This window comes from Cellulosimicrobium sp. So1_17, from assembly GCF_055181235.1.
In genome coordinates this window covers 3,266,796-3,293,716 of sequence record NZ_CM143702.1, presented here as the reverse complement: position 1 = coordinate 3,293,716, position 26,921 = coordinate 3,266,796, and the positions used below count along the sequence as shown (strand labels likewise).

Annotated in this window: 20 protein-coding genes; 8 read left to right on the top strand and 12 right to left on the bottom strand. The window is 75.0% G+C overall.

From position 1 onward, the window contains the following. Positions 1 to 68 precede the first annotated feature (68 nt). Entirely contained in the window at positions 69 to 1,436 is a 1,368-nt protein-coding gene (locus ACZCLJ_RS14555) for an APC family permease (protein ID WP_463104237.1), read from the bottom strand. Further along, positions 1,433 to 2,620, bottom strand: a complete 1,188-nt coding sequence (gene solA, locus ACZCLJ_RS14550; protein WP_251152727.1) for an N-methyl-L-tryptophan oxidase — start codon at positions 2,618 to 2,620, stop codon at positions 1,433 to 1,435. The genes ACZCLJ_RS14555 and solA overlap by 4 nt, the downstream gene beginning before the upstream one ends. Before the next feature lie 119 nt (positions 2,621 to 2,739). Here solA and ACZCLJ_RS14545 point away from each other — a divergent pair, with 119 nt between their 5' ends. Further along, positions 2,740 to 2,955, top strand: a complete 216-nt coding sequence (locus ACZCLJ_RS14545; protein WP_285821140.1) for a PspC domain-containing protein — start codon at positions 2,740 to 2,742, stop codon at positions 2,953 to 2,955. A gap of 156 nt (positions 2,956 to 3,111) precedes the next feature. After that, the gene (locus ACZCLJ_RS14540) at positions 3,112 to 4,215 is read left to right on the top strand and encodes a pectinesterase family protein (RefSeq protein ID WP_463104236.1); all 1,104 of its coding nucleotides are present in this window, start codon (positions 3,112 to 3,114) and stop codon (positions 4,213 to 4,215) included. Between the two features lie 186 nt (positions 4,216 to 4,401). Here ACZCLJ_RS14540 and ACZCLJ_RS14535 read toward each other — a convergent pair whose 3' ends face one another. Continuing rightward, positions 4,402 to 7,410: an esterase-like activity of phytase family protein gene (locus ACZCLJ_RS14535; RefSeq protein ID WP_463104235.1), complete on the bottom strand. Its 3,009-nt coding sequence runs from the start codon at positions 7,408 to 7,410 to the stop codon at positions 4,402 to 4,404. 392 nt (positions 7,411 to 7,802) lie between these two features. Here ACZCLJ_RS14535 and ACZCLJ_RS14530 point away from each other — a divergent pair, with 392 nt between their 5' ends. Both ACZCLJ_RS14530 and ACZCLJ_RS14525 read left to right on the top strand, forming a co-directional pair. Beyond that, entirely contained in the window at positions 7,803 to 9,623 is a 1,821-nt protein-coding gene (locus tag ACZCLJ_RS14530; RefSeq protein ID WP_463104234.1) for a hypothetical protein, read from the top strand. A gap of 163 nt (positions 9,624 to 9,786) precedes the next feature. Continuing rightward, a complete protein-coding gene (locus tag ACZCLJ_RS14525; RefSeq protein WP_463104233.1) occupies positions 9,787 to 10,593 on the top strand; it encodes an SDR family NAD(P)-dependent oxidoreductase in 807 nt (268 codons plus the stop codon). 13 nt (positions 10,594 to 10,606) lie between these two features. Here ACZCLJ_RS14525 and ACZCLJ_RS14520 read toward each other — a convergent pair whose 3' ends face one another. From ACZCLJ_RS14520 to ACZCLJ_RS14505, 4 genes are all read right to left on the bottom strand, one after another. Then, on the bottom strand, positions 10,607 to 11,470 hold the full coding sequence (locus tag ACZCLJ_RS14520; RefSeq protein WP_463104232.1) for an energy-coupling factor transporter transmembrane component T family protein: 864 nt from the start codon (positions 11,468 to 11,470) through the stop codon (positions 10,607 to 10,609). Next, entirely contained in the window at positions 11,467 to 13,359 is a 1,893-nt protein-coding gene (locus ACZCLJ_RS14515) for an ABC transporter ATP-binding protein (protein ID WP_463104231.1), read from the bottom strand. Before ACZCLJ_RS14515 ends, ACZCLJ_RS14520 begins: the two co-directional genes overlap by 4 nt. Further along, positions 13,359 to 14,363, bottom strand: coding sequence for a hypothetical protein (locus ACZCLJ_RS14510; RefSeq protein WP_463104230.1), 1,005 nt, complete (start codon positions 14,361 to 14,363; stop codon positions 13,359 to 13,361). Before ACZCLJ_RS14510 ends, ACZCLJ_RS14515 begins: the two co-directional genes overlap by 1 nt. A gap of 103 nt (positions 14,364 to 14,466) precedes the next feature. Further along, positions 14,467 to 16,335: an HAD family hydrolase gene (locus ACZCLJ_RS14505; RefSeq protein ID WP_463104229.1), complete on the bottom strand. Its 1,869-nt coding sequence runs from the start codon at positions 16,333 to 16,335 to the stop codon at positions 14,467 to 14,469. 133 nt (positions 16,336 to 16,468) lie between these two features. Here ACZCLJ_RS14505 and ACZCLJ_RS14500 point away from each other — a divergent pair, with 133 nt between their 5' ends. After that, the gene (locus ACZCLJ_RS14500) at positions 16,469 to 17,479 is read left to right on the top strand and encodes a LacI family DNA-binding transcriptional regulator (RefSeq protein ID WP_463104228.1); all 1,011 of its coding nucleotides are present in this window, start codon (positions 16,469 to 16,471) and stop codon (positions 17,477 to 17,479) included. Positions 17,480 to 17,508: 29 nt separating this feature from the next. On the opposite strand, the gene ACZCLJ_RS14495 is transcribed toward ACZCLJ_RS14500, so the two are convergent. Genes ACZCLJ_RS14495 through ACZCLJ_RS14485 form a run of 3 tightly spaced genes read right to left on the bottom strand, consistent with a single transcriptional unit; the run spans position 17,509 to position 20,160 of the window. Continuing rightward, on the bottom strand, positions 17,509 to 18,105 hold the full coding sequence (locus ACZCLJ_RS14495) for a GNAT family N-acetyltransferase (RefSeq protein WP_463104227.1): 597 nt from the start codon (positions 18,103 to 18,105) through the stop codon (positions 17,509 to 17,511). A gap of 58 nt (positions 18,106 to 18,163) precedes the next feature. Then, entirely contained in the window at positions 18,164 to 19,015 is an 852-nt protein-coding gene (locus ACZCLJ_RS14490; RefSeq protein WP_463104226.1) for an ABC transporter permease, read from the bottom strand. Further along, entirely contained in the window at positions 19,012 to 20,160 is a 1,149-nt protein-coding gene (locus tag ACZCLJ_RS14485) for an ATP-binding cassette domain-containing protein (protein ID WP_463104225.1), read from the bottom strand. Before ACZCLJ_RS14485 ends, ACZCLJ_RS14490 begins: the two co-directional genes overlap by 4 nt. Before the next feature lie 104 nt (positions 20,161 to 20,264). On the opposite strand from ACZCLJ_RS14485, the gene ACZCLJ_RS14480 reads away from it, so the two are divergent. After that, a complete protein-coding gene (locus ACZCLJ_RS14480) occupies positions 20,265 to 21,125 on the top strand; it encodes a TetR/AcrR family transcriptional regulator (RefSeq protein WP_463104224.1) in 861 nt (286 codons plus the stop codon). 27 nt (positions 21,126 to 21,152) lie between these two features. Here ACZCLJ_RS14480 and ACZCLJ_RS14475 read toward each other — a convergent pair whose 3' ends face one another. Next, positions 21,153 to 22,868, bottom strand: coding sequence for a tetratricopeptide repeat protein (locus ACZCLJ_RS14475; protein ID WP_463104223.1), 1,716 nt, complete (start codon positions 22,866 to 22,868; stop codon positions 21,153 to 21,155). A gap of 7 nt (positions 22,869 to 22,875) precedes the next feature. Next, a complete protein-coding gene (locus ACZCLJ_RS14470; RefSeq protein WP_463104222.1) occupies positions 22,876 to 24,600 on the bottom strand; it encodes an ATP-binding protein in 1,725 nt (574 codons plus the stop codon). Between the two features lie 153 nt (positions 24,601 to 24,753). Between ACZCLJ_RS14470 and ACZCLJ_RS14465 the strand changes: the two genes are divergently transcribed. Both ACZCLJ_RS14465 and ACZCLJ_RS14460 read left to right on the top strand, forming a co-directional pair. Continuing rightward, positions 24,754 to 25,407 (top strand): DNA-3-methyladenine glycosylase I, encoded by a 654-nt coding sequence (locus ACZCLJ_RS14465; RefSeq protein ID WP_463104221.1) that lies wholly within the window; start codon positions 24,754 to 24,756, stop codon positions 25,405 to 25,407. A gap of 46 nt (positions 25,408 to 25,453) precedes the next feature. Further along, on the top strand, positions 25,454 to 26,905 hold the full coding sequence (locus ACZCLJ_RS14460; protein ID WP_463104220.1) for an L-serine ammonia-lyase: 1,452 nt from the start codon (positions 25,454 to 25,456) through the stop codon (positions 26,903 to 26,905). Positions 26,906 to 26,921: the final 16 nt, after the last annotated feature.

Here is a 26,921-nt window from a genome sequence, read left to right as displayed (position 1 = left end):
GCTCGAGATCGGCACGACGCCCCGAGATCGGTTCGAGCGCACGAGATCGGCCGCCCGAAGGACCGATGTCAGGCCGACGTGCCGATCTCGGTCGACCGCCCGCGATCGCGGCCGACGCCGCCCGTCCACCGCATCACCAGGTACAGCACCACACCGACGGCGAGCAGCGCGCCCGCGCGGAGCCAGGTGACGCCGTCCTGCTGGGTGAGGAGCAGCACGCACGACGCAACGCCGAGCACCGGCACGACCGTCGCGACGCGGAAGTGCGGCTGGTCGACGTGGTCGCGGCGCAGCACGAGGACCGCGACGTTCGTCGAGGCGAAGACGAGCAGGAGCAGCAGGACGACCGTCTCGGCGAGCGCCGCGACGTCGCCCGTGAAGACGAGACCCATGGCGACGATCGTCGTGACGACGATCGCGACCCACGGCGTACGACGGCCGGCCAGGACGCGTCCGAGCACCGACGGCAGGATGCCCTGCTCGGCCATCCCGTACGCCAGGCGGCTCGCCATGATCATCGTGAGCAGCGCGCCGTTGGCCACGGCGATGAGCGCGACGAGCGAGAACACCCAGGCCGGGACGGAGCCCTCCGCGTCGACGACCTCGAGCAACGGCCCCGACGAGCCCGAGAGCGTCTCCGGGGACACGACGGCGACCGCCGCGAGCCCGACCGCCACGTACACGACGCCCGCCGTGATCAGCGCCCCGAACAGGGCGCGCGGGTACGTGCGCCGGACGTCGCGCACCTCCTCGGCGAGGTTGGCCGACGTCTCGAAGCCCACGAACGAGTAGTACGCGAGGATGGCGCCCGCGAGGACGGCGAGCGCCGGCGTCGTGCCCTCGGCGAACTGCGTGACGCGGGCCGGCTCGCCCTCGCCCCGCCCGAGGACCACGGCCGCGAGCACGACCACGAGGACCAGCCCGGACAGCTCGATCGCGGTCATGGCGACGTTCGCACGCAGCGACTCCTTGATCCCGCGCGCGTTGAGGGCGGCGACGGCCGCCAGGAACAGCACGGCGACGAGCCGGTCGGGCGCGTCGACGAACGTCGCGAAGTAGTCGCCCGCGAACGCGAGCGAGAGCCCTGCCGCGCTCGTGACGCCCGCCGCGAGCATCGAGAAGCCGACGAGGAACGACACGAGCGGGCTGCGGAACGCGCGGTCGGCGAACACCGCGGCGCCGCCCGCGCGCGGGTACTTGGTGACGAGCTCGGCGTACGACCCGGCGGTGAGCAGCGCGAGCCCCAGCGCGACGAGCAGCGGGAGCCAGACGGCGCCGCCCACCTCGCCCGCCATCTCACCGACCAGGGCGTACACGCCCGCGCCGAGGACGTCACCGAGGATGAACAGGTACAGGAGGCGGCCGCCGACGGACCGGGACAGCCGCGTGTCGGGGTCCGCGCTCCGGGGGCTCTGCGAGGTGTCGGTGCTGCTCATCGGGCCAATGTGGCACCGACTCCCGTTGCTCGCGGCCCGAACCGGTCCGGCGAGAAGGCACCGAGGTCGACGAGCGGCGCCTCGTCGAGCGCGAGCGCCGCCACGGCGTCCCCGACGGCGCTCGCGTGCTTGAACCCGTGGCCCGAGCACGCGGCGGCGAGCACGACGCCCGGGTAGGCGGCGGGCTCGCCGATCGAGAACGCCTCGTCGGGCGTGCGCGTGTACATGCACCCCTCGGCGGTGACAGCCGCCGGGTCGAGCCCGGGAAGACGGTGGGCCACCCATGCCGCGACCTCGCGCCACTCCTCGGGCGCCGCCTCGATCGGGTTCGACGAGGGGTCGTCGACGAGCGGCACGGGCGCGTCGTGCAGCCCGACCTTGACGCCGCGCCCCTCGAACGCGGGCGCTCCCCACGCGAGACGCCCGTCCGCCTCGTGCACGAACGCCGGGAACCGTTCGGGACGGTGCGCTGCGTCCTGCCCGGGCCGCGGCGCGAACCACGTGAGCAGCACGCGCCGCACCTCGTGCGGCACCGTGAGCGCGGGCAGCAGCCGGTCCGCCCAGGCACCCGCGGCGACCACGAGGCGCCGCACGCGCCACGACCTGCCCCCGTCCGGCCCGTCGCTGTGCACGACGACGCCCCCTCCTTCCGGCTCGACCGCCACCACCCGTTCGTGGCTGCGCACCCGGGCACCGAGACGCCGTGCCTCCTCGACGGCGGCGACGATCGCCGCCTCCGGGCGGAGCACGCCGGTGCCGGGGTCGAGGAGGCCGACGACGTCGTCGTCCACCGCGTGCTGCGGGAAGCGGGCACGGACCTGCGCGGCGTCGAGGAGCTCGTGCGGCAGGTCGTGCGCCCGGACGACGTCGAGCGTGGCGGTGAGCATCGCGCCGTCGGGCCGGCCGACGAACAGGCCGCCCGTGAGCGTGAGGAGGTCACGGCCGGACGCACGCTCGAGCTCGCGCCACAGGCCGTGCGCGTGCCGCACCAGGTCGACGTACTGCGGACCCTCGACGAGCGCGGTGCGGAACAGGCGCGAGTGCCCGTGCGACGACCCGTGCGGATGACCGGGCTCGTGCTGCTCGAACCCGACCACGCTCGCGCCGCGGGCCGCCGCGCGCCACAGCGCCGCGCTGCCCGCCGCCCCGAGACCGACCACCCCGACCTGCGCGTCCCACGTCATGCCGACCAGTCTCGCCTCCGGGCGCGAGACGCGGCTCGGGGTCCGGTCCGCGAGAACCAGGGTCGGGTCGGGGGTTCTCCGGATGTCGCTCGCGCACGAGCGGTCGTAGCGTCGAGGACATGAGCACTCCTGCAGCCTCCTCCGGAAACTCCGCCACGCTCTCGCGCCCGCGTCAGGGCCGCATGATCGCGGGCGTGTGCGCCGGCATCGCGCGCCGCTTCGGCTGGAGCACGACGGTCGTGCGCGTCGTCACGGTCGTGTCGCTCCTGCTGCCCGGCCCCCAGGTCCTGGCGTACCTCGTCCTGTGGCTCCTCATGCCGAACGACCGGGACTGAACGACGGCACCGAGCCCCCGAGGGCCACGTCGGACGGCGCCCCGACTCGCGACTTGTCCCGCGTCGGGGCGGGTGACACCATCTGGGGAACCGGTTTCTCACCGCCGAGGAGCCGTCCGGGTCGATGTTGACCCGCTGATCCCAGGAGGCACCGTCTTGCCCAGCCCGCACCCGTCCTCGTCCCGCCGCAGCGACCGCGGCCGCCGCTCCCCGCTGCCCGTCGCGCTCGCCGCCGGAGCCCTCCTCCTCGTCCCCGCGTCGGCCGCGACGGCGTCGCCCCGGCACCACGAGCCCGCGCCACGGATCGTGGTCGCCGCCGACGGCTCCGGCGACACCACGACGATCCAGGGCGCCGTCGACCTCGCGCCCGCCCACTCCGCCGAGCAGGTCAGGATCCTGGTGCGTCCCGGGACGTACCCCGGGCGCGTCGACGTCCCCGCCGACCGCACCAACCTGCTGCTCGTCGGGTCGACCGGGGACCCCGAGGACGTCGTGATCACCGACGACCGCGCGGCCGGCACCCCGAAGCCCGAGGGCGGCACGTGGGGCACGACGGGAAGCGCGACCGTGACCGTCTCCGGAGCGGGTTTCGAGGCACGGCACGTCACGTTCGAGAACGGGTTCGACGAGGCCGCCCACCCGGAGCTCTCCGGTCACCAGGCCGTCGCGGTGAAGACCCGCGCCGACCGGGTGGTCTTCGACGACGTCCGGTTCCTCGGCAACCAGGACACCCTCTACCTGGACACCCCGAGCGTCGACGTGGCGGCACGCGTCTACATCACCGGCTCCTACGTCGAGGGCGACGTCGACTTCGTCTTCGGCCGCGCGACCGCCGTCATCGAGGACTCGCGGATCAAGGCCCTGCGCCGCGACAGCACGCCGTCGGGCTACGTCTTCGCGCCGAGCACGTCCTCCGGGTTCTCCCACGGGTTCCTCGTGGTCGGGTCGCGGTTCGTCACGGACGCCGACCGCGGCTCGTACCACCTCGGACGACCGTGGCACCCCAGCAGCAACCCCGACACCGACCCGAGGGTCGTGGTCCGTGGCTCGTGGCTGGGCGCCCACCTGAAGCGTGACGACGTGTGGACCACCATGTCCGGCTTCGACTGGAACCCCGGCAGCAACGCGGAGCACGCCAACCGGGGCCCGGGGGCGCTCACCGGGACCGGACGACCTCAGCTCTCCCGCGCCGAGGCCCGCGCCCACACGCCCGAGGCGTACCTCGCGGGCGACGACGGCTGGGCGCCGTACGACCGCTGAGCCCCGCGCCGCGACCGCCCGTGGACTCGGGGGCCCCGCCCCGGCCCCCGCTCCCGCCCTGGTGGTGCGCCGTCGGTGCTCGGGCTGCTGCGCCGTCACCACGGACGGTCGGCCGTCCGTGGCCGCGCGCGGCTTCGACGCCCTTCGCATCCGACGTCGCCCCACCAGGGCTCCTGCTCGCGTCGCCTACCCGGGGATGCGGCGCATCCGACGGCGGGCGAGGACGATGGCGACGCCACCGGCGACCAGGACGATCGCGAGGCCGACCAAGGCGCCCACGTGCGCGCCCGTCGTGGCGAGACCGCCCGGCGACCCGGCGTCGTCGTCCTCGCCCGAGCCGCCTGCGGAGGCGTCGGCCAGCACCTCGAGCTCTGTCCACAGGACGCGGCCGTCGACCTGGCCGACGATCGCGAACCGGTGCGTGCCCGCCGCGACGTCGGCCGGGATCGTCACCGTCGCCGTGAGCACGCCGTCGGCGTCCGCGCGGAACATCCCGAGCTCGACCGGCGTCGAGAACAGCGTCGCAGCCACCCACTCCCCCGGTGCGAACCCGTCGGCGGTGGCCGTGACCTGCTGACCCGGGCGGACGCGGCTCGGCGAGAGCGTCAGGCCGCCCTGGTTGTCGTCCGTGAGGTCGTCGGCGTCGACCGTGTGCAGGGCCGGCGACGGCGGCTCCGCGCCCGCTCCCGGCGTCTCGCCACCGGGCTCCCCCGGCTCGCCGGGCTCGCCCGGCTCGGCCGGGTCGAGGTGGTCCTTGAACACGTCCGCCGCGTCGCCGAGACCGAGGAGGACGGTCTCGCCCGTGGCGTCGGACGTGCCGTCGTTGTCGGTGACGGCGTAGACCGTGCCGTCGCCCGCGACCGCCAGGCCCTCGAGCTTCTCCTGCGTCCAGCCGTTCGTGGCGCGCAGGTCGGGCAGGACGTCGTGCGCGAGCTCCTTGGTCACCGCGACCGGGGTGGACGACGCCGCGCCGACCGCCGTCTCGGGGACGTCGACCGCGTAGACGCGCTTCAGCGCGGCCGCCGGACCGTTGAGCTTGTCGCGCTCGATCACCGCGAGGGTGTCGTCGTCGACGACCGCGACCTCGCTGAGGCCCGTCCAGTCGCCCGCCGTCGTGGTCTGCTCGAGCGGGTAGGCGAACCAGTCCCACGTGCCCGTGGCGACGTCGTACCGGCCCAGTCGTGCGGTCCCGGCGGTGCCGCCCTCGTCGGTCGTGAGGCCGCGCTGGAGCGCGACCCACACCTGCTCGGTCGCGCCCGAGCCCTGGACCGCGACACCCTCGAGGCCCTGCTTGCCGAGGCCGGCGGCGACGTCGTCGGGCAGCGCGACGGTCTCGACGAGAGCGCCGTCCGCGTCCACGCGGACGACCGCGTTCTCCGGACCCGACGCCCCCTCGACGGCGAGCCAGAACCCGCCGTCGGGACGCGCGGCGAGGCCCTCGACGTCCAGGCCGACGGGCGCGCCGTCGGCGGTGAGGGTCACGGACCGGTCGATCAGGGCGGGCGAACCGTCGCCGTAGGCGCTGACGTCGAGCGACAGGAGCTGCGTCACGGCGTACGCGGCGTCGGTCGCCGTCCACAGGCGCTGGGGATCGGCCGGGTCGGCGGTGAGGGCGCCGAGCGCGCCCCACCCGATCGGCGTGCCCGCGGCGTCGCCCTCGGTCACGTCCGCGGAGACGACGCTCGGGAACTGCGGCGACCCCGCGGCGTCGGCGTACTGCTCGCCGAGGCCGAACACGGTGACGGCCGAGCGCACGCCGACCTCGGCGTCGTCCTCCTCGCTCGACACGACGAGCAGGTCGCGCTCCGGCACCACGAGCAGGCCCTCGGGGCCGTTCGTCGTCGCGAGCACCTGCACGAACCGCGGCGACGTGGCGTCGGTGACGTCGTAGACCGCGACGACGTTCGAGCGCTCCGACCCGACGAACGCGTACCTGGTCCCGCCGAGCGTCGCGACCGTCAGGCCTTCGGGCTCGGTGCCCTTGTTCTCCGTGCGGCTCTCGTTGTGCACGCCGACGCGCGCCGCGAGGTGCTCCATCTCGGCACCCGCCTCCCACACGACCTCGCCCGACGTGGTGTCGAAGACGGTCCACCCGCGCGAGCCGCCCTTCCAGTCGCCCTCGTCGGCGGTCGCGACGTGCGTGTCGTCGAGCCAGCCGATCGCGTCGGGCTCGCGCGGGACGTCCGTGATCGCGCCGGTGAGGTCGATGACGCCGTCCTCGACCGTGTCGACGCCCGCGACCGACGCGGTGCCGGCCGAGAACGCGCCCTCGAGCTCGCCCGTGGCGACGTCGACGAGCACGACCCCGTTGTTCTCCTGCAACGTCACCGCGACGGTCGTCCCCGCAGGGTTGACCGCGACGTACTCGGGCTCCGGGTCCTGCGGTGTGTCGAGACCCGCCTCGACGAGCAGCGGCAGGGCCGAGCCGTCCTCGGCGACGAGCGGCACGGGCCGCGTCGACCAGGCCGCCGGGTCGTCGCCCGGCAGGTCGAGGACCTGGAGGAAGCCTGCCGGCAGCTGCGGGAGGTCGCCCTCGTCCGCGCCCTCCGGGGTCGCCTCCTCGTCGCGCTGGTTCTCCATCGCGACGACCGCGTGCCGCCCCTCCGGCGTGACGACGATCGAGTCCGGCTGCCCGCCGAGGTCGAAGGACGTCACCCGCTCGCGCGTCGCGAGGTCCACGACGTCGAGTCGACCGCTCGCGTCGACGAAGCTCTCCGAGGTGTCGACCACGACGAGCACGTAGCCGCCGACGATCGCCACGGACGTCGGCTCGTCGTGCTCCGAGCCGAGCCCGGCGAGGCTCAGCGTGCCGAGACCCTTCGGCGCGCTCGGGTCGGAGATGTCGAGGAACCCGATGCGGCGCGCGGCGGCGTCGGTGTGCACGACGGTCCTCCCGTCCTCGCTGACCGCCGAGATCTCCGCGACCGTCGTGTCCTCGACCGCGGCCCCGCTCGGCCGGTTCTCGAAGACCGGGTACGTCGCGAGGCGGTGGAACGTCTCGTCCGGGGCAGGCTGCGCCCAGATGGACGTCGCAGCGCGGGCGAGGGAGGCAACGGTCCCCTGCGTACCCGTGCCCGACGGCACGGCGGCCAGGGCGGGCACCGCGGCCAGCCCCAGGGTCAGCGCGGCGCCGGTGGCGACGAACGCGGCGAGGCGCGAGCGGCGGGTGCCGGTGCGCGCGGTGGTCGGTGGCATGGGTCTCCTTCGGCGGGTCTGACGGGCCGAGCAGAGCGTCGTGGCGCGCCGTGTCGCTCGGGCATCCGGTGCGGGACCGCCGGGTGACGTCGTGGTGAACAATCCACGGCACCGTCCACCGACGGTGGACGACCTCGGTTGCCGCGGGCGACCTCGTGACCGACGAAGTACTGGATACTCCGCCCCCGTGACCGAATCGTGACGGCGACGTCAGGCACATGTACCTGCTACTCGCTGTCCCCGGTGCCGCTCGCGTTGCTAGCGTCGATCGAGATTTACCTGATACCCGGCGTCCCGCCAAAGGGGGCGGACGTCCGGTGGCCCACCTCCTCGGGCCTCCCTCCCCGCTCCCGACCGCCCGGCGACGACGCCGGGCGCGAGGAAGGACGACCATGCCGACCACGCTGCACGCCGCCACCCGACCGTCCCGCGCCCACACCGTCCTCACGTCCGCCGCCCTCGTCGTGCTGGCCGTGCTGGTCGGTGGGCTCGTCGCGTACCTGCTCGTGTTCAACGGAAGGGTCGCCGACGGCGCGACCCGGCTCGACGACGGCGCCTCCCGCCTCGACGACGGCGCCGCCGAGCTCGCCGACGGCACCGCCACGGCCCAGGACGGCGCCGTCCGCCTCGCGATCGGGGCGGGCGACCTCGAGGACGGGGCCGCCGATCTCACTGCCGGGGCGCAGAAGGCGTCCGACGGCGCGGCCCGGCTCGCCGCCGGCGGCACCACCGCGCTCGACGGCGCGACCGAGCTCGCCACCGGCGCGGACGAGCTGAACGACGGCGCGGCACGCCTGGCCACCGGTGCCGGCGACGCCGCGGCAGGGGCGGCGCGCCTCGCCACGGGAACCGCCGACCTGGACGCCGGCGCCGGTCGGCTCAGCACGGGTGCCGTCACCGCCGCGGACGGGGCCTCCGCGCTGGCCGACGGCGCGGGCAGGATCTCCGACGGTGCGGGCACCCTTGCCGCGGGCACGACCGCGCTGCGGGCGGGTGTCCGCGACCAGCTCGGCGGCGGCGTCGGAGACCTCGCGGCAGGTCAGGAACGGCTCTCGGACGGCGCCGGGCGCCTCGCCGGGGGTGTCGCGCAGGCACAGGGCGGGGTGGACCAGCTGCAGGCCGGCGTCGGACAGCTCATCGCGGGGGCCGGTGCGGCCCGAGACGGCGCCACGTCCCTCGGCACGTCCGCGGAGACGCTCCAGACGTCGGCGCAGGGTGTCGGGAACGGCCTGGACGACGTCGCCGCGACGCTCGACGCGCTCGCGAGCGGAAAGGTCCCGGCGACGCCCGAGACCCTCGCGAGGCTCGCCGGCACGGTCCGCGCGCTGGGCAACGGGACGGCCGAGACGCCGGGGTACACGGCGCGGATCGCCGGCGGCGCGGGCGAGATCGCCGCGGGAGCGGGCCGGGTCGGCGGCGGGATCGACGCGCTCACCACCGGCCTCGGCGCCGGGACCGCGGAGAAGCCCGGCCTGTCCGTCGGACTGGCTCGCCTGGAGGCCGGGTTGGGCGAGGGCACCGCCGAGTCGCCGGGTCTCGGTGCCGGCGTCCGGCAGCTGCGCGCCGGGATCGACACCGACCTCGCGTCGGGCGTCCAGAAGCTCTCGGGCGGTGCGGCCACCCTCGACGCCAGGATCGGAGAGCTCGAGGCCGGTGCCGCGACGCTCGACGCGAAGACGGGTGAGCTCAGCGCGGGGGCGGCACAGGTCGCCGAGGGAACGGGTCGCCTGTCCGACGGCGCCGCGGAGCTCAAGGCCGGGACGCTCCGCGCCGCCACGGGTGCGGGCGACCTCCGTGACGGTGCGGCACGGCTCGCCACGGGATCCGGCGACCTCTTCGCCGGGACGACGCGCCTCGAGGACGGGACGCTGCAGCTCCAGAGCGGCCTGACCACCCTGTCGGCCGGCGCGACCACGCTCGCCGAGGGCAACGCGGCGCTCGCGACGGGTTCGGTCACGCTCCACGAGGGCACGTCGTCGCTCGCGGACGGCGCGTCGGACCTGAGGGACGGCAGCGCGAAGATCGCCGACGGCGCGGAGACGCTGTCCGACGGCACGGGCACGCTCCAGGCCGGGACCACGGAGCTCAGGACCGAGGTCGAGGAGTCCCCCGCCGGCAAGTTGTCGGTCGGCGCGTCGGCGCTCCTCGGTGGGAGCGTCCTCGCGGGCGTCGCCGGGATCGGGCTCGGCCTGCGGCGCCGTCTCCAGGCCTGACCCTCGTCCGCGCGGTCACGAGCTCGAGGGCGGCTTCACGTCGACGGTGCCGCCCTCGCGGGGCGGTGGTCCCGGTGCATCAGGGCACCGGGACCACCGCCCCTTCCTTCGTCGCCGACGTGTCACGGGGGCTGCTCGCCGCCGAGTTGGCAGAGTGGGCGCCGTGGCCCCCTTCGAGAGGTTCGAGAACCGCCTCGCCGTCGTGACGGGAGGCGCGTCGGGGATCGGGCGTGACCTCGTGCTCGAGCTCGTCCGGCGGGGCGTGCACGTCGCGGTCTGCGACGTCGACGGCGACCGGCTGGCGGCGGCGGTGCGGCGTGCAGGGACCGTCGGTCCCGCGGTCCGCGTGACGGGCCACGTGGTGGACGTCGCCGACGTGGAGGCGGTCCATCGCTTCCGCGACGAGGTGGCGGAGGCGCACGGGACCGACGTCGTCCACCTCGTGGTCAACAACGCCGGGATCGTGGGCGGGACGTCGTTCGTCACCGGCCCGCAGGTGGAGTGGGAGCGGACGTTCGACGTCTCCTGGCTCGGGACCTACCACTGCACCCGGGCGTTCCTGCCCCTGCTGCTGGCGGCCGACCAGGGCGTCGTCGTCAACATGTCGTCGGTGAGCGGGCTGTGGGCGAGCCTCGGCCCGAGGACCCCGCACAGCGCGTACTCGTCGGCGAAGTTCGCCGTGCGCGGCTTCACCGAGTCCCTGGTCGTCGACTTCCAGGCGCACGCGCCGCACCTGTCCGCGGTGCTCGTCCTGCCCGGTCACGTCCGCACCCGGATGCCGTCCCCGCCCCGGACGTGGCGGCGGGCACTCGGCTCGCTCTTCGCGGACTACGAGCCCGTGTCGAGCGCGGCGGCCGCCACGGCGATCGTCGAGGCGGTGCGGCGCGGCGACTGGCGTGTCGTCATCGGTGCGGACGCCACGGCGGTGGACGAGCGCGTCCGGTCGGACCCGTGGACGGCCTACGACTGACCGCGCGGCGGCCTCACAGCACCACGAGCACCACCACGACGACGGCGAGGGTCACGCCGATCAGCGCCGCGTCACCCGCGGTGTACCGCAGGTGGGCCAGCCGCAGCCGGCGCCCCGCGCCGTCGCGGGACGCCGACGTGAAGCCGCGCGTCTCCAGCGCCTCGACCGTGGTGCGCGTCCGCTTCGCGGTGTTGAGCACGAGCGGGTAGAACGCCTGCACGGCGATGGAGGCGCCGCGCACCACCGTGCGCCACCCGAGGAAGCCGTGCCCCCGGGAGGGCGCGCCGCGCATCCGGTGCCCGTCGACGATCGTGCGGAACTCCTCGACCAGCACGGGGACCATGCGATAGCCGTAGCTGACCGCGAACCCGAGGATGGCGGGCAGCCGCAGGGCGAGCAGGGCGTCCGAGATCTTCTCCGGGTCGAGCGAGACGAACGCCGCCATGCTCACGAGGGAGACGGTGCTCAGCTTGAGGAACGCCTGGGCGAGGCCGACGAGGGCGCCCAGGTCGCCGTCGAGCACGAACGCCAGCACGAGCACGTAGACGAGCTCACCGACCGTCCCGAGCACGAAGAGGCCGAGCAGCAACGGCCCGATGCGCGCCGCGAGGGCGCAGCCCAGCGCGAGGGCGAAGAACACGCCCAGCACGCGCAGGTCGTAGGTGAACCACGGCACGACGGCGCACGCCGCGTACCAGAGCACGACGGCGCGCGGATCGCGGCGGGCGAGGAACCCGCCGCGCGTGGCGTAGGCGACGCGCATGAGCTCGAGCACGACCCACTCGACCGACGCGCGGTCGAACCCGGTCCTGCGCCGGCCCGTCTCCCGCGCGTCCGCACCGGCCGCCGCGTCGACGGTCGTCTGGCCGGCGGTCATGCGGGAACCTCCACGGGGGCGAGCCGGCGGACCAGCTCGTCGACGGTCAGCGGCACGGGGACGACCCCCAGCGCCGCGCCCACCTGCGACACCTGCGGCGGGACGAGGCGGGCCGCGGCGAGCACGACGGGCGACGCGAAGAGGGTCGCGGGGTCCGTGTCGGCGAGCACGCGGCCCTCGTGCAGCACCACGACGCGGTCGGCCCACTCGGCGACGAGGTGCATGTCGTGCGTCGCGACGACGGTGCAGCGGATGTGCGCCGCGAGGGCCGCGAGCATGGCGATGACGTCGTCGCGCGAACGCACGTCGAGGCTCGACGTCGGCTCGTCGAGGAGCAGCAGCCGCGGCCGCATGGCCAGGGCGACGGCGAGCGCCGCGCGCCGCTGCTGCCCGCCGGACAGCAGGCGCCCGTCCCGGTCGGCGAGCGCCGTGAGCTGCACCTGCTCGAGCACGCGCTCGACGAGCTCCTCGGCGTCCGGCACGCCGCGGCCCCGCGGGTGCATCGCGACGTCGCCGCGGACCGAGTCCTGCAGGAACATCTCCTCCGGGCGCTGGACCAGGTAGCACACGGCGTCGGCCAGCTGGGCGGCGGTCGTGGTGCGGGTGTCGCGCCCGTCGACGGCGACCGACCCGCCGTGCGGCAGGGCGATCCCGGACATCAGGCTCAGCAGCGTCGACTTCCCGGCGCCGTTCGACCCCACGAGCGCGACCCGCTCGCCGTCGTGCAGGGTGAGGTCGAGGCCGTCGAGGACGGTGGAGCGCGGCCCCGAGACGGTGCGGTAGCCGTGCGTGACGCCGCGGAGCTCCGCGACGACGGCGGCCGGAGCCCCGGCGTCGCGGTCGGTCCGCTGCGCGTGCGCGTCGTCGGTGCCGAGCACGCGGTTCGCCACCGGATCTCCGCGCAGACGGTCGCCCATCGCGTGCTCGACGGTGGGTGATCCCGTGCTCGACGGCGCGTGGTGGCATCCCGCAGCGAGTGCTGCGGCGCACGCCGAGACCGTGAGCGGCGGCGGACCGCCCGCACGGACGACGGGGTCCAGCGCGCGGGCGAGCGCGACCACCTGGGGCGCAGGGATATCGGCCGCCGCGAGGTCGTCGGTCCGGCTCATGGCCTCGGCGACGGGCAGGTGCCACAGGGGCGCGCCGTCGGCCATGAGCACGACCGACCGCGCGTACCGGGCGACGAGCTCGGCGTGGTGCTCGACCACGACGACCGTCACGCCCCGCTCGTTGAGGAGCGCGAGGTGGTCGTAGATCGCCGCCGCGCGCGCCGGGTCGACCTCGGCCGCCGGCTCGTCGACGACGAGGAGCCTCGGAGCGAGGGCCATCGCGCCGGCGAGCGCGACGAGGTGCTGCTGCCCGCCGGAGAGCTGCCACGTGTAGCGGTCGGCGATCGGGCCCAGGCCGAGCACGCCCAGGGCGCCGTCCGCGCGGGCCGCCCAGTCGGCGCGGCCGAGGTTGAGGGGCGCGAACGCGACGTCGTCGCGCACCGTGGGGCGCACGAGCTGGTTGCCGAAGTCCTGGAAGACGTACCCGACGTCGTCCGCGAGGTCGGCGACGGTGAGCGTCGAGGTGTCGCGCCCGAAGACGCGCACGGTGCCCTCCAGGTCGCCGTTCCAGAAGTGCGGCACGAGCCCGTTGAACGCCTTGCAGAGCGTCGTCTTGCCCGAGCCGTTGCCGCCGACCACGGCCACGAAGTCGCCCGCCTCGATCCGCAGGTCGACGCCGCGCAGCGAGTCGACCGTCGCCCCCGGGTACCGGAACGTCAGTCCCTCGACCTCGACGGCCACCTCGGCCGCTCGCTCGTGGGCCGCGTCGTGGACCGACTCGTGGACCGGCTCGCGGGCGGGCTCGCGGGTCGACTCGTGGCCGACGGTCGGCGTGCCCATCAGCGGCCGGCGCCGGGGGTCTGGTCGTTCGCGCGGTCGCCTGCGGCGGACCGGTCGCGCCGTCGGTTCACGACGGCGGCGATCGCCACGACCGCGGCCAGTCCGACGACGAGGCCCACGACGGCGGCGACCCACGGGAGGTTCTCCCCGTAGGCGTCGACGAGCTCGGCGTCGAACGCGCCGAGCGTCGTGACGGCGTCCTCGCGGCCCGCGTGGTCCTCCCACTGGCTCAGCACGCCCACCGCCGCCGCGGCGGCGATGCCGAGGGCGGCGACGAGCCAGAAGCTCACGCCCCACGGCCCGGCGAGTCGCGGCGGGTTCTGCGGGTCGCGCGGCCGCAGGCCCATGAGCGGCTCGATCTTGCCGTACAGGCGCGGCGCGAGCCACATCGCGGCGAGCCCGCCGAACAGCACGCCGGTGACGAGCAGCGCCCCGAGGAGCTCGAGGCTCTCCGCGACGACGACCGCTCCGAGCGTGCCGCCGGACTCGTCGAGCGCGTCGGGGTCGACGCCGACCGCGACCTTGACGACGTCGATGGCCGCGGAGCTCACCTTGTCGAGGGAGACGAGGGCGATCGCCGCCCAGAAGAGCTGGCGCCGGTTGCGCGGGTCGCGGACGATGCAGCCGGCGACGTACGTCCCGACGAAGAGCTGCAGGAAGCCCTCGACCTCGCCGAAGCCGCCGAAGCTGCCGAGCAGCATGTCGGCGATCATCGCCTCGCCGATCGCGACGCCGAGCGCGACCCACAGCGGGGTGAGCAGCGCGGCGAGCACCACGGGGATGAAGGCGAAGTACGCGATCTCGACCTCGAAGGACCCGACCTCGAACGACGGGAGCATGTCCGCGACGATGTCGGCGACGCCGTACAGCGTCATGGACAGCACGAGGATCATCAGCTTCTGCGAGCCGGAGATGCCGTCGGGGTCGTGCACGAGGCGACGGAAGGACGGGCGGGCTGTCGTCGTCGGGGTCGTGGGGGGCGTGGTGGTCGGCGAGCCGGTCATGAGGGCCTTCCTCGGGTCGGTGGTGCTCGTCGGTGCGGGTGGTGGAGCGTCGGCGGTGCGGGATGCCGTCGTCAGGCGTCGGCGGTGGTCAGACCCGTGCGGGTCAGGGCAGGACGAGCCGCACGAGGTCGTCGACCCCGTCCACGACGAGGTCCGGGTTCGTCGCGAGGACGTCCGCGGTGATCGCGCCCGCTCGTCCGAGCGGCCCGAGGGCGTCGAGCTCGGCGTCGGGCGTGGAGCCGCCGCGGACGAGCACGACCGTGCCCACCCCGGCACCGCGAGCGGCAGGCACGTCGCGACCCGGCTTGTCGCCGACGAACCACGCCCGCGCCGGGTCGGCGTCGAGCGCGACGAGGGCCGTGCGCGCCGTCGTCGGGTCGGGCTTGCGGACGCCGAGCTCGTCGGAGTACACGTGCGCGCCGACGAGCTCGTCGAGACCCGCCTCCGCCAGCTCGTCCCGGACCGCGCGCCCGCACACGGTGTTGGACACGACCGCCACCGGGACGCCGAGGTCACGGGCGCGCTCGAGCAGCGCGCGGACCCCCGGACGCACGGTCGGCACCGACTTGCTGCGTGCGTACCGGACCATGAGGTCGTGGCACTCGGCGCGCAGCCAGTCGCGCATCCCGGCGCGCGAGCCGTCCACGGACCCCGCGCCGTCGGCGGTCCTCCCCGGTGCGGTCTCCTGCGCGGTCGGCCCCACGACGACCTCCTGCGGGGTCGTGCCCGCCGAGGCCTCCTCCCCGACGACCCCGTCGAGGCACGGTGCGACGAGGTCGACCCAGAACGTCGCGGCGTCGATCTCGGGGACGGCCGCCGTGCGCGCGGCGTCGCTGACGGCCGCGTGCCGCGGCGTCTCGTGCGCGGTCTTCCAGGCGCGGTGCCGGACGCGGGCCTCCTGCAGCGCTGACGCCGCGCCGTCGGTCGACACCGCGTACCCGGCGCGGGTCAGCCGTTGCGCGAGGTGCTCGGCGAACCGACGGCGGACGGTCTCGTCGGGCGCCGAGACGGCGATGACCCCGCCGTGGTCGAGGAGGATCGCCGACGGCAGGGCCTGCCGCTGACCGGAAGTCGCCGCGCCGACCCGCGCCGCTGCGCGAGCCGGTCCGGGGTGCGCACGGTCCGCACCGTCGCGGGCGTCGCCGTCGCGGAGCAGCGGGACGAGCTCCGCCGGGGTGTCGAGGACGGCGTCGGCGGTCTCGCGGACGGGGAACGGCGGGTCGTCCGTGTGCGTGTGCCGCGTGAGCACGACGGCCGAGACGCCCGCGCGCCGTCCGGCGACGACGTCGCGGTCCTGGGTGTCGCCGACGTACCAGCAGCGGGACGCCGTGGTCCCGAGGGCTCGCGCGGCGAGCTCGACGATGCCGGGGTGCGGCTTGCGGATCCCGACCTCGTCCGAGTACACCTGCACGGCGAACCGGTCCTCGAGCCCATGGCGGGCCAGCAGCGCGCGGTGCGCGCGCCCGCTGTGGGCGTTGGAGACGATGCCGACCGGGACGCCGAGGTCCGCGGCGAGGTCCAGCAGCTCGGGGATCCCGGGCCGCACGACGTGCTCCGCGAGCGTCGCGGTCAGGAGCTCCTGCAGCGCCCCGGCGCTCCCCGCGAGGATCTCGCGCGCCGGCTCGGGCAGCGGTCCCCCGTAGAACTCGCGCCAGATCGTCCGGTGGTCGAGCTCCGTGGGCTCGAGGCGACGGGACTGCGCGTGCTTCCAGTGCTTGAGCGCGACCTGGCCGCCCTGCAGCACGGGCAGCAGCTCCTCGGCCGGGACGTGCTGGCCGCCGCGGGCCAGGACCTCCTCGACGTGCGCGGCCATCGTGGCCATGCCGTCCGGGCGCTTGCGCGTGGCGAAGACGACGCCCCCGAAGTCGAGGAGCAGGGCGGTCGGCCGGGTCGTCAGGCCACCGGTGGACGACGCCGCCACCGCGGTCCGGCGGTCGACCCGGGCCGGTGGGACGGGAGTGGTGAGGGTCACGACGGTGACGCTAGGGACGGCCGCCCAACCGCCGTCGTCCGGCAGGTGGCGCGACGGTGAACGGCACCAGAACTTCTGGAACGTTCCAGACTTGCCGCGAGAACGCAGGCCGCCGAGGCGCGAGGATGGACTCGTGACGACCCTCTCGACCGGCTCGCGCCGACCCACCCTGCTCGACGTCGCCGCGCACGCCGGGGTCTCCAAGTCGCTGGCCTCGCTGGCGCTGCGCGGCGACACCGGCGTGAGCGACCGCACGCGCGAGCGGATCCTCGCGTCGGCCGACGCCCTCGGCTACCGGTCCAACACCTTGGCGCGCGCCCTCAAGCAGGGCCGCAGCATGCTGCTGGGTGTGGTGCTGTCCAGCCTCGACAACCCGTACCACACCGAGATCGTCGCGTCGGTCGAGGCCGCGGCGGAGGCCGACGGGCTGTCGGTCCTTCTCGCGCACGGCTCCCGCGACCGCGGCCACCTCGCCGGGAGGGTCCAGCAGCTCCTCGACCTCGCGGTCGACGGGCTCGTCGTGGTGTCGTCGTGGGTCGAGCCGGAGGTGCTCACCGCCGCGGCGCGCCGTGCACCGGTCGTCATGGTGGGCCGCCCGGCCGCACCCGTGGCGGGCGTCGACCTCGTCAACAACGACGACGAGCGCGGCGCGGCCCTCGTCGTCGACCACCTCGTCACCACCGGGCGTACCCGGATCGCGCACGTCACCGGCTCACGACGCCCCGCAGGGACCGCCCGCCGGCGCGGCTACGAGGCGGCGATGCGCGACCACGGCCTCGGCGACCGGGTCCGCGTCGTCGAGCACGACGGCGCGGTGCCCCCGCTCGACCCGCTGCTCGCGGCGGGGCACGACGCGGTCTTCGCCCGCAACGACGTCGAGGCCTTCGACGTCCTCGACCGGGCGCACGACCTGGGCCTGCGCGTGCCGCACGACCTCGCCGTGGTCGGCTACGACGACACCGCGCTCGCGACGCGCGCCCGCCCGCGGCTCACGAGCGTGCAGCAGCAGCGCGAGCGCATGGGCCGACGCGCGGTCGAGCTGCTCCGCGAGCGCGCCGGCGGACGACGGGAGGACGTGCACGAGGTGCTCGCCCCCACGCTCGTCGTACGCGGCTCGAGCGCTCGACCGGCTGAGGCCGGCTGAGACCCGGCGGGCACGCACGCGCCGAGCGCTCAGGACGCGGCGCCGCGGGTACGGCTCATGGACACGTACGCCGAGAACCCCGCCCGCCGGGCGAACCGCACCGGGCGGCGGGAGGACTCGGTGAACCCGAGCTTGCGGTAGAGCCCGAGCGCCGGCGCGTTCGTGTCCTTGATGTCGCGCAGCACGAGCTCGTCGTACGGCAGGTCCATCAGGTGACGCACGAGTGCGGTCGCCACGCCCTTGCCCTGCTGCTCCGGCGTGGTGGTGACGAACCCGATCTCCGCGAGGCCCTCCCGGGCGCCGTCGTACGCACCCAGGAACTGGCTGCGGACGATCCGATGGCTGATCGCGCCGTGCACGCAACCGAGCGCCTCTCGGAAGGGGCCCTTCTCCGGTGCGAAGCACTCCTGCGTCCCCTCGGTGAGCGAGGCGACCGCGGCCGGCTCACCGTCCACGAGCGCCACGTAGAACCGGTCCAGGACGAGCATGTGCTCGAACGCGTCGGCGAGGACGCGCGGGTCGGTGGAGAAGTACACGAAGTCCTCGGCGAACCCCTGCACGAGGACCTCGGTGATCCGTCGCCGGTAGGCCTCGCCGAGCGTGTCTCCCCGCTCGATCTCGATCATGCTGCCGTCCTTCCAGGAGGTCGACCGGCGGCGGTCCCGCCACCCGGTGCCACGAGGTCTACTGCCGCCGCCGTCGCGCGAACGCCCACGCGGCGCCGCCGAGGAACACCACGACGAGGCCCGCGCACCACGCGAGGGCGATCGCCGCCGTCGGGCCCAGGTCCGTGACCGGGGCGCCGTCGGTACCGAGGCCCACCAGCAGGCCGCGGATCGTCTCGATGACGGGTGTGACGGGCTGGTGCTCGGCGAAGCCGCGCAACCATTCCGGCATGGTCTCGGGCGGCACGAACGCGCTCGACACGTACGGGAGGAACAGCATGAAGAAGCCGAAACCACCGGCGGCCGCGGCCGAGCGCACGAGCACGCCGACGAACGTCGCGACGCACGTGATCGCGACGACGTAGGCCACGACCATCCCGAACGCGCCGAGCCACTCGAGCGCCGACGCGTCGGCCCGGAAGCCGATGAGGTAGGCGACGCCCAGCACGACGGCCGTCGTCACGAGGTTCTTCACGACGCTCGCGACGACGTGCCCCACGAGCACCGTCGCGCTCGCGACCGGCATCGAGCGGAAGCGGTCCATGATGCCGCCGGACATGTCCTGCTCCACGGAGATCGCCGTGTTCGACGCCCCGTACCCCGCGCACAGCAGGATGATCCCGGGCGTCGCATAGGTGACGTAGTCGACGCCGACGGAGATCGCGCCCCCGAACACGTAGACGAACAGCACCATGATCATCACGGGCAGCACGAGCGCGAGCAGCAGCTCGTCCGGTTCGCGGCGCACGAGCCGCAACGACCGCCCGATCATCGTGGACGCGTCGGAGAGCACGTGCCGCCCGGGCCGCGGCAGCGCGTCGCTCCGCGGCAAGCCCGTGCCCGACGGCGCGGACAGGGTCTGGGCGCTCATGCTGCGGCCTCCTCGTGGTGCTCAGGCGTGGTGGCGCGGTCGGTCGTCCGTGCCGCGTGGCCCGTCAACGTGAGGAACACGTCGTCGAGCGTCGGCTCGCGCACCTCCCACCGCTCAGGCTCGACACCGGCCGCGGTGACCGCGGCGAGCACGTCCCGCACGTGCCCGACCGACCCGTCGGTCGGCACCCGCAGCGTCGCGACGGCCGCTGCGCCCGGCTGCGCGGGGAGGCCGGAGCCGCTCCGACCGCCGTCCGCACCGGGCGAGACGACAGGACGAGCGGGCGTGGGGGCGGAGGATGCGAAGGCCGTAGAGGCCGCGCTCGCGAACGGACGGCCGGACGCGCCGGGCGACGGCGCGGCCAGCCCGAGCACCTCCGGCCCCACGCCCGCGGACCGCGCCACGGCCGCATCCTCCGGCGTCGCGAACGTCAGCTCGACGGCGGCGTCGCCGACCCGCCGCTTGAGCTCCGACGGCGCGCCCTCCGCCACCACGCGCCCGTCGTCGATCAGCGCGACACGGTCCGCGAGCTGGTCGGCCTCCTCGAGGTACTGCGTGGTGAGGAACAGGCTCGTGCCGTCGGCGACGACCTGCCGCACCACCTCCCACATGGTCTGGCGGCTGCGCAGGTCGAGGCCGGTCGTGGGCTCGTCGAGGAACATGACGCGTGGTCGGGCGAGGAGCCCGGCGGCGAGGTCGAGGCGGCGGCGCATGCCCCCGGAGTAGGTGGCGACGCGGCGGTCGGCGGCGGCGGTGAGGTCGAACGCGTCGAGCAGGTCGTCGACGCGGCGGCGGACGGCGCGGCGCGGCAGGTGCGCGAGGAGCCCCATCATGGCGAGGTTCTCGCGGCCGGTCTGCTTCTCGTCGACGGCCGCGTACTGCCCGGTGAGGCTGATGAGCTCGCGCACGCGGGCGGCGTCGTGCACGACGTCGTGGCCCGCGACGGTCGCGGTGCCGCCGTCGGGTCGAAGGAGCGTCGTGAGGATGCGCACGGTCGTGGTCTTGCCGGCGCCGTTCGGTCCGAGCAGCGCGACGACCTCCCCCTCGGCGAGGGAGACGTCGACGCCGTCGAGCACCGGGACAGGCCTGCGCGGGCCACCGAAGGTCTTGCGGAGCCCGATGGCCTGGACGAGTGGCGGTGCCATGAGGACTCCTAGCGCGTAGGGCGGAAACTGTTTATGTGCAGAGCAGTTACGTGTACGGTAGACACAGTTTCGCGGCGGGTCAACACCCGCGAGAGGATGACCGCATGGACGACGATGCGCCGGACGAGGTGACGGTGGCTCCCGAGCCTGCGGTCTCCCCCACGCTGCAGCGCCTCTGGGGGCGGGGCGAGGCACGCCGTCGAGGGCCGAAGCCCGCGCTGAGCCTCGACCAAGTGGCCCGTGCCGCGATAGCGCTGGCCGACGCCGAAGGCCTCGATGCGGTGTCCATGGCGCGTGTCGCAGAGTCGCTCGGCTACTCGTCGATGGCGCTCTACCGGTATGTCGCGAGCAAGGACGAGCTCCTGTCGCTCATGGCCGACACCGCCGTCGCCGACCTCCCGCTCCCCGTCGACCACGGCAGCGACTGGCGCGCAGGGCTGGAGGCGTGGACGCGCGCGCAGATCGACGGCGTCCTCGAGCGCCCCTGGTTCCTCGAGCTGCCCCTCACGACGGTCCGTCTGGGACCGCACCGCGTGCGGTGGCTCGACCACGCGTTCCGGGCCCTGCGGGACGTCGCGCTCACGGCGGACGAGAAGCTGCAGATCATCGGCCTCCTGGCGCAGCACGTCCTCGGGGAGGGACGCGTGGTCGTCGAGACCCAGCGCGCGGCGGCGGTCGCCGTCCGGCGCGCGGAGGGCCTGCCCGACGACACCCCGCAGTCCGCGCTCGACCCGGACGCCCTCGAGCGCGCCAACCCGTACCACGACTTCGAGACGGTGCTCCGCCACCTCGCGAGACCCGAGGCGTACCCGCACCTCGTGGCCGCGCTGGCCGCCGACGGGCCGCCCCCGGAGCAGCCACGCCACGACGACGGGTGGGAGGACGGCTTCGACGTCGGGCTGCAGATCGTCCTCGACGGCATCGAGGCGTTCGTCGAGCAGCGCACCGCCCTACGGCGGCGCTGACGCTGCGGCCGCCGAGCCCCGCAGCCGTCAGGGCGTCGGGACCACCGGGACCTCGCCGTCGAGGGGCGGCACGCTGGGCAGGTCGAAGTCCGGGATCTCGATGTCCGGCACCTCGAACGTCGGCACCTCCATGTCCTCCATCCGCTCCTGCATCTCGTCCAGGCGCTCCTCGCGCTCGCGCTGCAGGCACGAGAGCCGGGTGACCGGGCGTCCGCCGCACGACGACGTCGGCCCGTCCGAGGGGTCGCGGACCTCCTGGACGTAGCGCCCGTCGGCGTCGTGCGCGTTCGGGACCACCGGGACCGCGACGAGCGCCGCCACCCCGGCGAGGGCGACGAGCGCCGTCGTGAGGGCCAGCACCGCACCACCGACGACGGCCCGCACGGTCCTCGCGGCATCCGTCCGTAGTTCTTCCGGTCCCTCGGCCCGCACGCGACCCAGGAGCGACCGCGCGAACCACAGCGCCAGGAGGCCGGGCAGCGTCCACGCGACCGCGGCGAGCGCCGCGACGCCGCGACCGTCCTCGCGCGCGAGAGCGTTCGCGCCGATCGCCAGGACGACGACCGCGGGGATCCCGACGACGACCAGGCGGCGGGTCGTCTCCGCCCGCAGGCCGGACCGCAGCGCGGTCAGCCGCGCCGTGCCGGCGCGCCCGGACGGGAAGTAGCCGAGGTCGCGCGCCTGCGTCAGCATCGCGCGGTGCAGCATCGTCGACGTGGCGCCGCTGACGAGCAGGGCGCCCGCGAGGCCGACGAGGGACCAGCGCACGGCGACGGCGTCGCGCACCCCGTACAGCAGGACGAGTGCCGCCACGACACCCACCCACCCGACCGCGAGCGCCACGGTGGTCCCCTGCCGCCACGGCGTCCAGCGCAGGGTGCGGCGCAGGAGACCGGGCGGCACCTGGACGAGCACCGGCACGGCGCGCAGCGCGGTGACGAGGACCCCGAGGAGGACGACGACCCCCCAGACCGCGGTGCTCCCCACAGCCGCGTCGCTCATCGTGAAGGTCACGACGAGCGCCACCGCGCCGACGAGCAGGATCGGCGCCTCGACGAGGCGCAGGACCTGCCGCCACACGCTGAGATGCAGCACGTAGCCGGCCTCGGCGTGCTCGGGGTTCTGCGCGAGGACGGCGCCGAAGCCCTTCGCGCTGCGTCCCGCGTCGGTCGTGAGCGCGGCGTCGAGGTACAGCAGGTCCTCGTGCTGCGGCGCGACGGCGAGCCCTCGCCGCACGAGCGTGCGCGCCGTGTCGTCGTCGCCGAGCCGCGACCACAGGCGGGCTGCCTGGAGCAGCCGGTCGGGGTCCTCGGGCGCGAGCTCGAGCGCCGACGCGATGCGCTCGCGCGCGAGCGCCCGGTCCTGCCGCCGGACCTTCCCCACGAGGTGCGTGTCGGCGAGCTGCAGGTGGTACCGCGCGTCGTCGGGGTCGAGCTCGAGCGCGCGAGCGGCGCTGTCCCGCGCCGACGCGACGTCGCCGGTGTTCTGCTGCGCGATCGACAGGAGGTACAGCGCGCCGTGCGCCGTCGGGTGCCCGGCGACGACCTGCTCGAGCAGCGGGACCGCCTCCGCGGAGCGCTGCAGGCGCAGCCGGACCCAGCCGGCGGTGGCGAGGAGGCGCGGGTCGTCGGGGGTGGCGGCGAGCGCGGCGTCGGCCTCGTCGAGCGCGCGCTCGGGCCGTCCCATCTGGACGAGCAGCTCGACGCGCGAGACGACGGTCGCAGGGTCGGTCGTGGTGCTCACCGGTCGCTCAGAGCATGCGCCGCGAGCGCAGGTACGCCGCGAGGTCGTCGTAGCGGCCGTCGTTGTTGGCGAACGTCACGACGTTGCGCGCGGACTGGAGCCACGCCGTCGTCGACGGGCGGAGCTCGGCGAGCGCGGCCCGCACGTCGGCCATCGTGATCGGCCGGACCTCCCCGGACGCGATCGAGTCCATCATCGCCTTCTCCGCGGCGGTCGCGCACAGGTGCTCGAGGTCGGCGCCGGAGAAGCCGTCGGTCTGCGCGGCGATCGCGCGCAGGTCGATCCCCGCGACGGGTCGTCCGGCGAGGTGGTGGCGCAGGATCGCCTCGCGTGCGGGCTCGTCGGGCGGCAGGACGAGGACGACGCGGTCGAAGCGACCCGGTCGCAGCAGCGCGGTGTCGACGTCCCACGGGTGGTTCGTCGCGCCCAGCACGAAGAGGCCGTCGTTGTCGGACCCGATGCCGTCCATCTCCTGGAGGAGCTGGTTGACGATCGTCCGCATCCCCGACGACCCCGAGTACTGGGCGCGCTTGCCGCCGATCGCGTCGACCTCGTCGAGGAACAGCACCACGGGCGCGAGACGCCGCGCCTTCTGGAAGATCTCGTGCAGGCTCTTCTCCGACTCGCCCTGCCACCGGTTGAGGATGTCCGCGAGCGTCACCGTGAGGAACCGCGCGCCCAGCTCGCCAGCAACCGCGCGCGCCATGAACGTCTTGCCCGTGCCGGGCGGCCCGTAGAGCAGCAGGCCACCACGCAGCGACTTGCCGAACGCGCGCGCGATGGCCTGGTTCCGCATCGGCTCGAGGAACGCCTCACGGATGCGCTTCTTCACCTGTTCGAGGCCGCCGACGTCCGCGAGCGTGATCGTCTCGCGCGACACCTCGACGAGCGACGGGTCGTCCGAGGCCTCGACGTCGTCCCGCGCCGGCACGAGCCCGGGCGGCGTGGGGGCGTGCGGCTGCGGCTGCGGCTGCGGCTGCGGCTGCGGCTGCGGCTGCGGCTGCGGCGTGACGCTGCCCGACGACGACGCGTCGCCAGGCGATCCCGGCCCGCTCCCCTCGACGAAGGGCGGCGGGACGTCCAGCCCCATCTCCTTCTCGAGACGCCGCCAGTCGATGCCCGACGCCGCGGCGTCGCCCTGCGCGGCCGGGTCGCCCGGGGCTCCCGGGCCGTCCGGGGCGCCGGATTCGGCTCGGACGACCGGGGAGCCGGCCGGCCGGTCGTCGCCGGCGGCGGGACGCCGCGGGACGGTCAGGTCGTCCGGGATGCCGGTGATGAGCGGTGACGACGTCGGTGGTCGCACGGTCGACGGAGGCTCGTCGGTCGAGGGTGCGCCGTCGGTCGACGGCGGGTCGTCGGTCGAGGGCGGGTCGTCGGTCGAGGGCGCTGCGGTCGAGGGCGGCGCTGCCGCGCCCGGGGGTGCTTCCTTCGCGGGTGTCGTGGGGGCGGCGTCCGCAGGCGCCGACTGCGGGGCCGACGGCGCCGGAGCGGACGGCGGAGAGGTGGGTGCGGGAACTCCGGTCCGGCTCGCGATGGCTGCCGCGGAGCGCTGGAGCACGGCGAGCGCCTCGGCGTTCGTGGGGTCGATGCGCAGGGCCGCGCTCGCGTGCTCCGTGGCCTCCACCGCGCGACCCGCCTCGAGGAGCAGAGCGGCGTAGTGCAGCCGGAGCGGTGCGCTGTCGGGCGCGGCCTGGACGGCGGCGGCGAGCGCGGAGAGGGCGGCGTCGGACATGCGAGCTCCTCGGGAAGGGGTGGGCCGCACCTAGTGTGCCCTGCCCCGGCGACACCGCCCCTCGCCGTTCACAGTCCCGACGAGCACGGGCCCCGTCCACAGATCCGCGTCTCGGGCACCACGATGTCGGCGCGGCGCGGCACAGTGGGGCCCATGACGACCGACGCACCCGACACCGAGACCCCCGCGAGGGCCGCGACTCCCCTCGCGGTGCCCGACGACGCCCCGGCGCGACCTCCGAGCGGCACCCGGTGCTTCGGCGACGGGGACCCGCTCTACGAGGACTACCACGACACGGAGTGGGGCGTGCCCGTCCGCGGCGAGGCGGCGCTGCTCGAGCGGATCGCGCTCGAGGGGTTCCAGTCGGGCCTGTCGTGGCTCACGGTGCTGCGCAAGCGCCCCACGTTCCGTGCGGCGTTCGCAGGCTTCGACCCGGACGTCGTCGCCACGTTCGGCGAGGACGACGTGACGCGCCTGCTCGGCGACGCGGGCATCATCCGCAACCGGCAGAAGATCGAGGCGACCATCTCCAACGCGCGCGCCGTCCTCTCGCTGCACGAGCAGGGCCGCACCCTCGAGGAGCTGTTCTGGTCGTTCGCGCCCGAGGCCCGGGCGGAGGCCGCCCGGCCGCGGACGTGGGCGGACGTCCCGCCGTCCTCCCCCGAGTCCGTCGCCCTCGCGAAGACGTTCAAGAAGCTCGGGTTCCGGTTCATCGGCCCGACGACGGCGTACGCCGCGATGCAGGCGTGCGGGCTCGTCGACGACCACCTCGCGACGTGCCCGGTCGTGCTCGCGCGCACGCCCTGACCCCACGACGTGTCCGCATCATGAGACGAGGTGCGACGATGGGAGCATGAGCTCCTACGTGTCCGTGCTGGACCTGTTCTCGATCGGCGTCGGGCCGTCGAGCTCGCACACGGTGGGTCCGATGCGTGCGGCACGGGCGTTCGCGCGCTCCCTCGCCGAGAGCGGTGCGCTCGACGAGGTCGCGGGCGTGCGCGTCGTGCTGTGCGGGTCGCTCGGCGCGACGGGGGTGGGGCACGGCACGCCCGACGCGGTCGTCGCCGGCCTGACGGGCCTCGACCCGGAGACGTGCGACCCGGACCGGGTGCCGGGTGGGTGGGAGAAGCTCGGCGACGGCGCGAGGCTGTCACTCCTCGGTCGGCGTGACGTGACGGTGCGCCAGGAGGACGTGCGGCTCGCCCCGCTGACGCGGATGCCGGGGCACCCGAACGGGATGCGGTGCACCGCGCTGTCCGCCGCAGGCGACGTCCTCGCCGAGGAGGCCTACTACTCGGTCGGCGGCGGGTTCGTCCTCACGGCGCAGGAGCTCGCGGCGGCGTCGGCGAACGAGGCGGCGCAGATCGGGGCGGAGCTCTCGGGCGAGCCGGTGGACCGCGCGACGGAGCCGGTCGACGTGCCGTTCCCCTTCGCGAACGCCGCCGAGCTGCTCGCGACGTGCGCCGCGCAGGGGACGACCATCGCCGCCGTCGCGTGGGAGAACGAGACGTCGCTGCGCAGCGCCGAGGAGGTGGGCGCGGGGGTCGACCGCATCTGGGACGCGATGAGCGCGTGCGTCGACGCGGGCCTGGACCGCCAGGGCGTGCTGCCCGGCCGGCTGGGGGTGCGACGTCGGGCGCGCGCGCAGCGCGAGCGGCTCGAGAGTCAGGAGCGCGACGGGTCGAGCGCGGTCGACCACTCGATCGAGTGGTTGCAGGCGTACGCGATGGCGGTGAACGAGGAGAACGCGGACGGTCGCCGTGTCGTGACCGCCCCGACGAACGGCGCGGCCGGGATCATCCCCGCGGTGGGTCGCCACTTCCTGCGGACCCACCCGGACCTGGCCGCGGACGACGAGCGGCGCCGTCGGGCGATGCGGACGTACCTGCTCACGGCGGCCGCGATCGGGGCGCTGTACAAGCGCAACGCGTCCATCTCGGGCGCGGAGGCGGGGTGCCAGGGCGAGGTCGGGTCGGCGTGCTCGATGGCGGCCGGCGCACTGTGCGCCGTGCTGGGTGGCACACCGGCCCAGGTCGAGAACGCGGCAGAGATCGCGATGGAGCACAACCTGGGCCTGACGTGCGACCCCGTGGGCGGGCTCGTGCAGGTGCCGTGCATCGAGCGCAACGCCATCGCGGCCTGCACGGCGGTCTCCGCGGCCCGGCTCGCGCTGCAGGGCGACGGCTCGCACGTCGTGTCCCTCGACACGGTCATCGAGACGATGCGCCAGACCGGCGTCGACATGTCGACGAAGTACAAGGAGACGTCGACGGGTGGCCTCGCAGTCAACGTCATCGAGTGCTGAGCCGGAGCGCAGCGAA

What these genes read in the sequence shown, in the direction of transcription:
- ACZCLJ_RS14555 (WP_463104237.1), bottom strand. Translation starts at nt 1,436, where the DNA reads ATGAGCAGCACCGACACCTCGCAGAGCCCCCGGAGCGCGGACCCCGAC.
- solA (WP_251152727.1), bottom strand. Translation starts at nt 2,620, where the DNA reads ATGACGTGGGACGCGCAGGTCGGGGTGGTCGGTCTCGGGGCGGCGGGC.
- ACZCLJ_RS14545 (WP_285821140.1), top strand. Translation starts at nt 2,740, where the DNA reads ATGAGCACTCCTGCAGCCTCCTCCGGAAACTCCGCCACGCTCTCGCGC.
- ACZCLJ_RS14535 (WP_463104235.1), bottom strand. Translation starts at nt 7,410, where the DNA reads ATGCCACCGACCACCGCGCGCACCGGCACCCGCCGCTCGCGCCTCGCC.
- ACZCLJ_RS14530 (WP_463104234.1), top strand. Translation starts at nt 7,803, where the DNA reads ATGCCGACCACGCTGCACGCCGCCACCCGACCGTCCCGCGCCCACACC.
- ACZCLJ_RS14520 (WP_463104232.1), bottom strand. Translation starts at nt 11,470, where the DNA reads ATGACCGCCGGCCAGACGACCGTCGACGCGGCGGCCGGTGCGGACGCG.
- ACZCLJ_RS14515 (WP_463104231.1), bottom strand. Translation starts at nt 13,359, where the DNA reads ATGGGCACGCCGACCGTCGGCCACGAGTCGACCCGCGAGCCCGCCCGC.
- ACZCLJ_RS14510 (WP_463104230.1), bottom strand. Translation starts at nt 14,363, where the DNA reads ATGACCGGCTCGCCGACCACCACGCCCCCCACGACCCCGACGACGACA.
- ACZCLJ_RS14495 (WP_463104227.1), bottom strand. Translation starts at nt 18,105, where the DNA reads ATGATCGAGATCGAGCGGGGAGACACGCTCGGCGAGGCCTACCGGCGA.
- ACZCLJ_RS14490 (WP_463104226.1), bottom strand. Translation starts at nt 19,015, where the DNA reads ATGAGCGCCCAGACCCTGTCCGCGCCGTCGGGCACGGGCTTGCCGCGG.
- ACZCLJ_RS14485 (WP_463104225.1), bottom strand. Translation starts at nt 20,160, where the DNA reads ATGGCACCGCCACTCGTCCAGGCCATCGGGCTCCGCAAGACCTTCGGT.
- ACZCLJ_RS14480 (WP_463104224.1), top strand. Translation starts at nt 20,265, where the DNA reads ATGGACGACGATGCGCCGGACGAGGTGACGGTGGCTCCCGAGCCTGCG.
- ACZCLJ_RS14470 (WP_463104222.1), bottom strand. Translation starts at nt 24,600, where the DNA reads ATGTCCGACGCCGCCCTCTCCGCGCTCGCCGCCGCCGTCCAGGCCGCG.
- ACZCLJ_RS14465 (WP_463104221.1), top strand. Translation starts at nt 24,754, where the DNA reads ATGACGACCGACGCACCCGACACCGAGACCCCCGCGAGGGCCGCGACT.
- ACZCLJ_RS14460 (WP_463104220.1), top strand. Translation starts at nt 25,454, where the DNA reads ATGAGCTCCTACGTGTCCGTGCTGGACCTGTTCTCGATCGGCGTCGGG.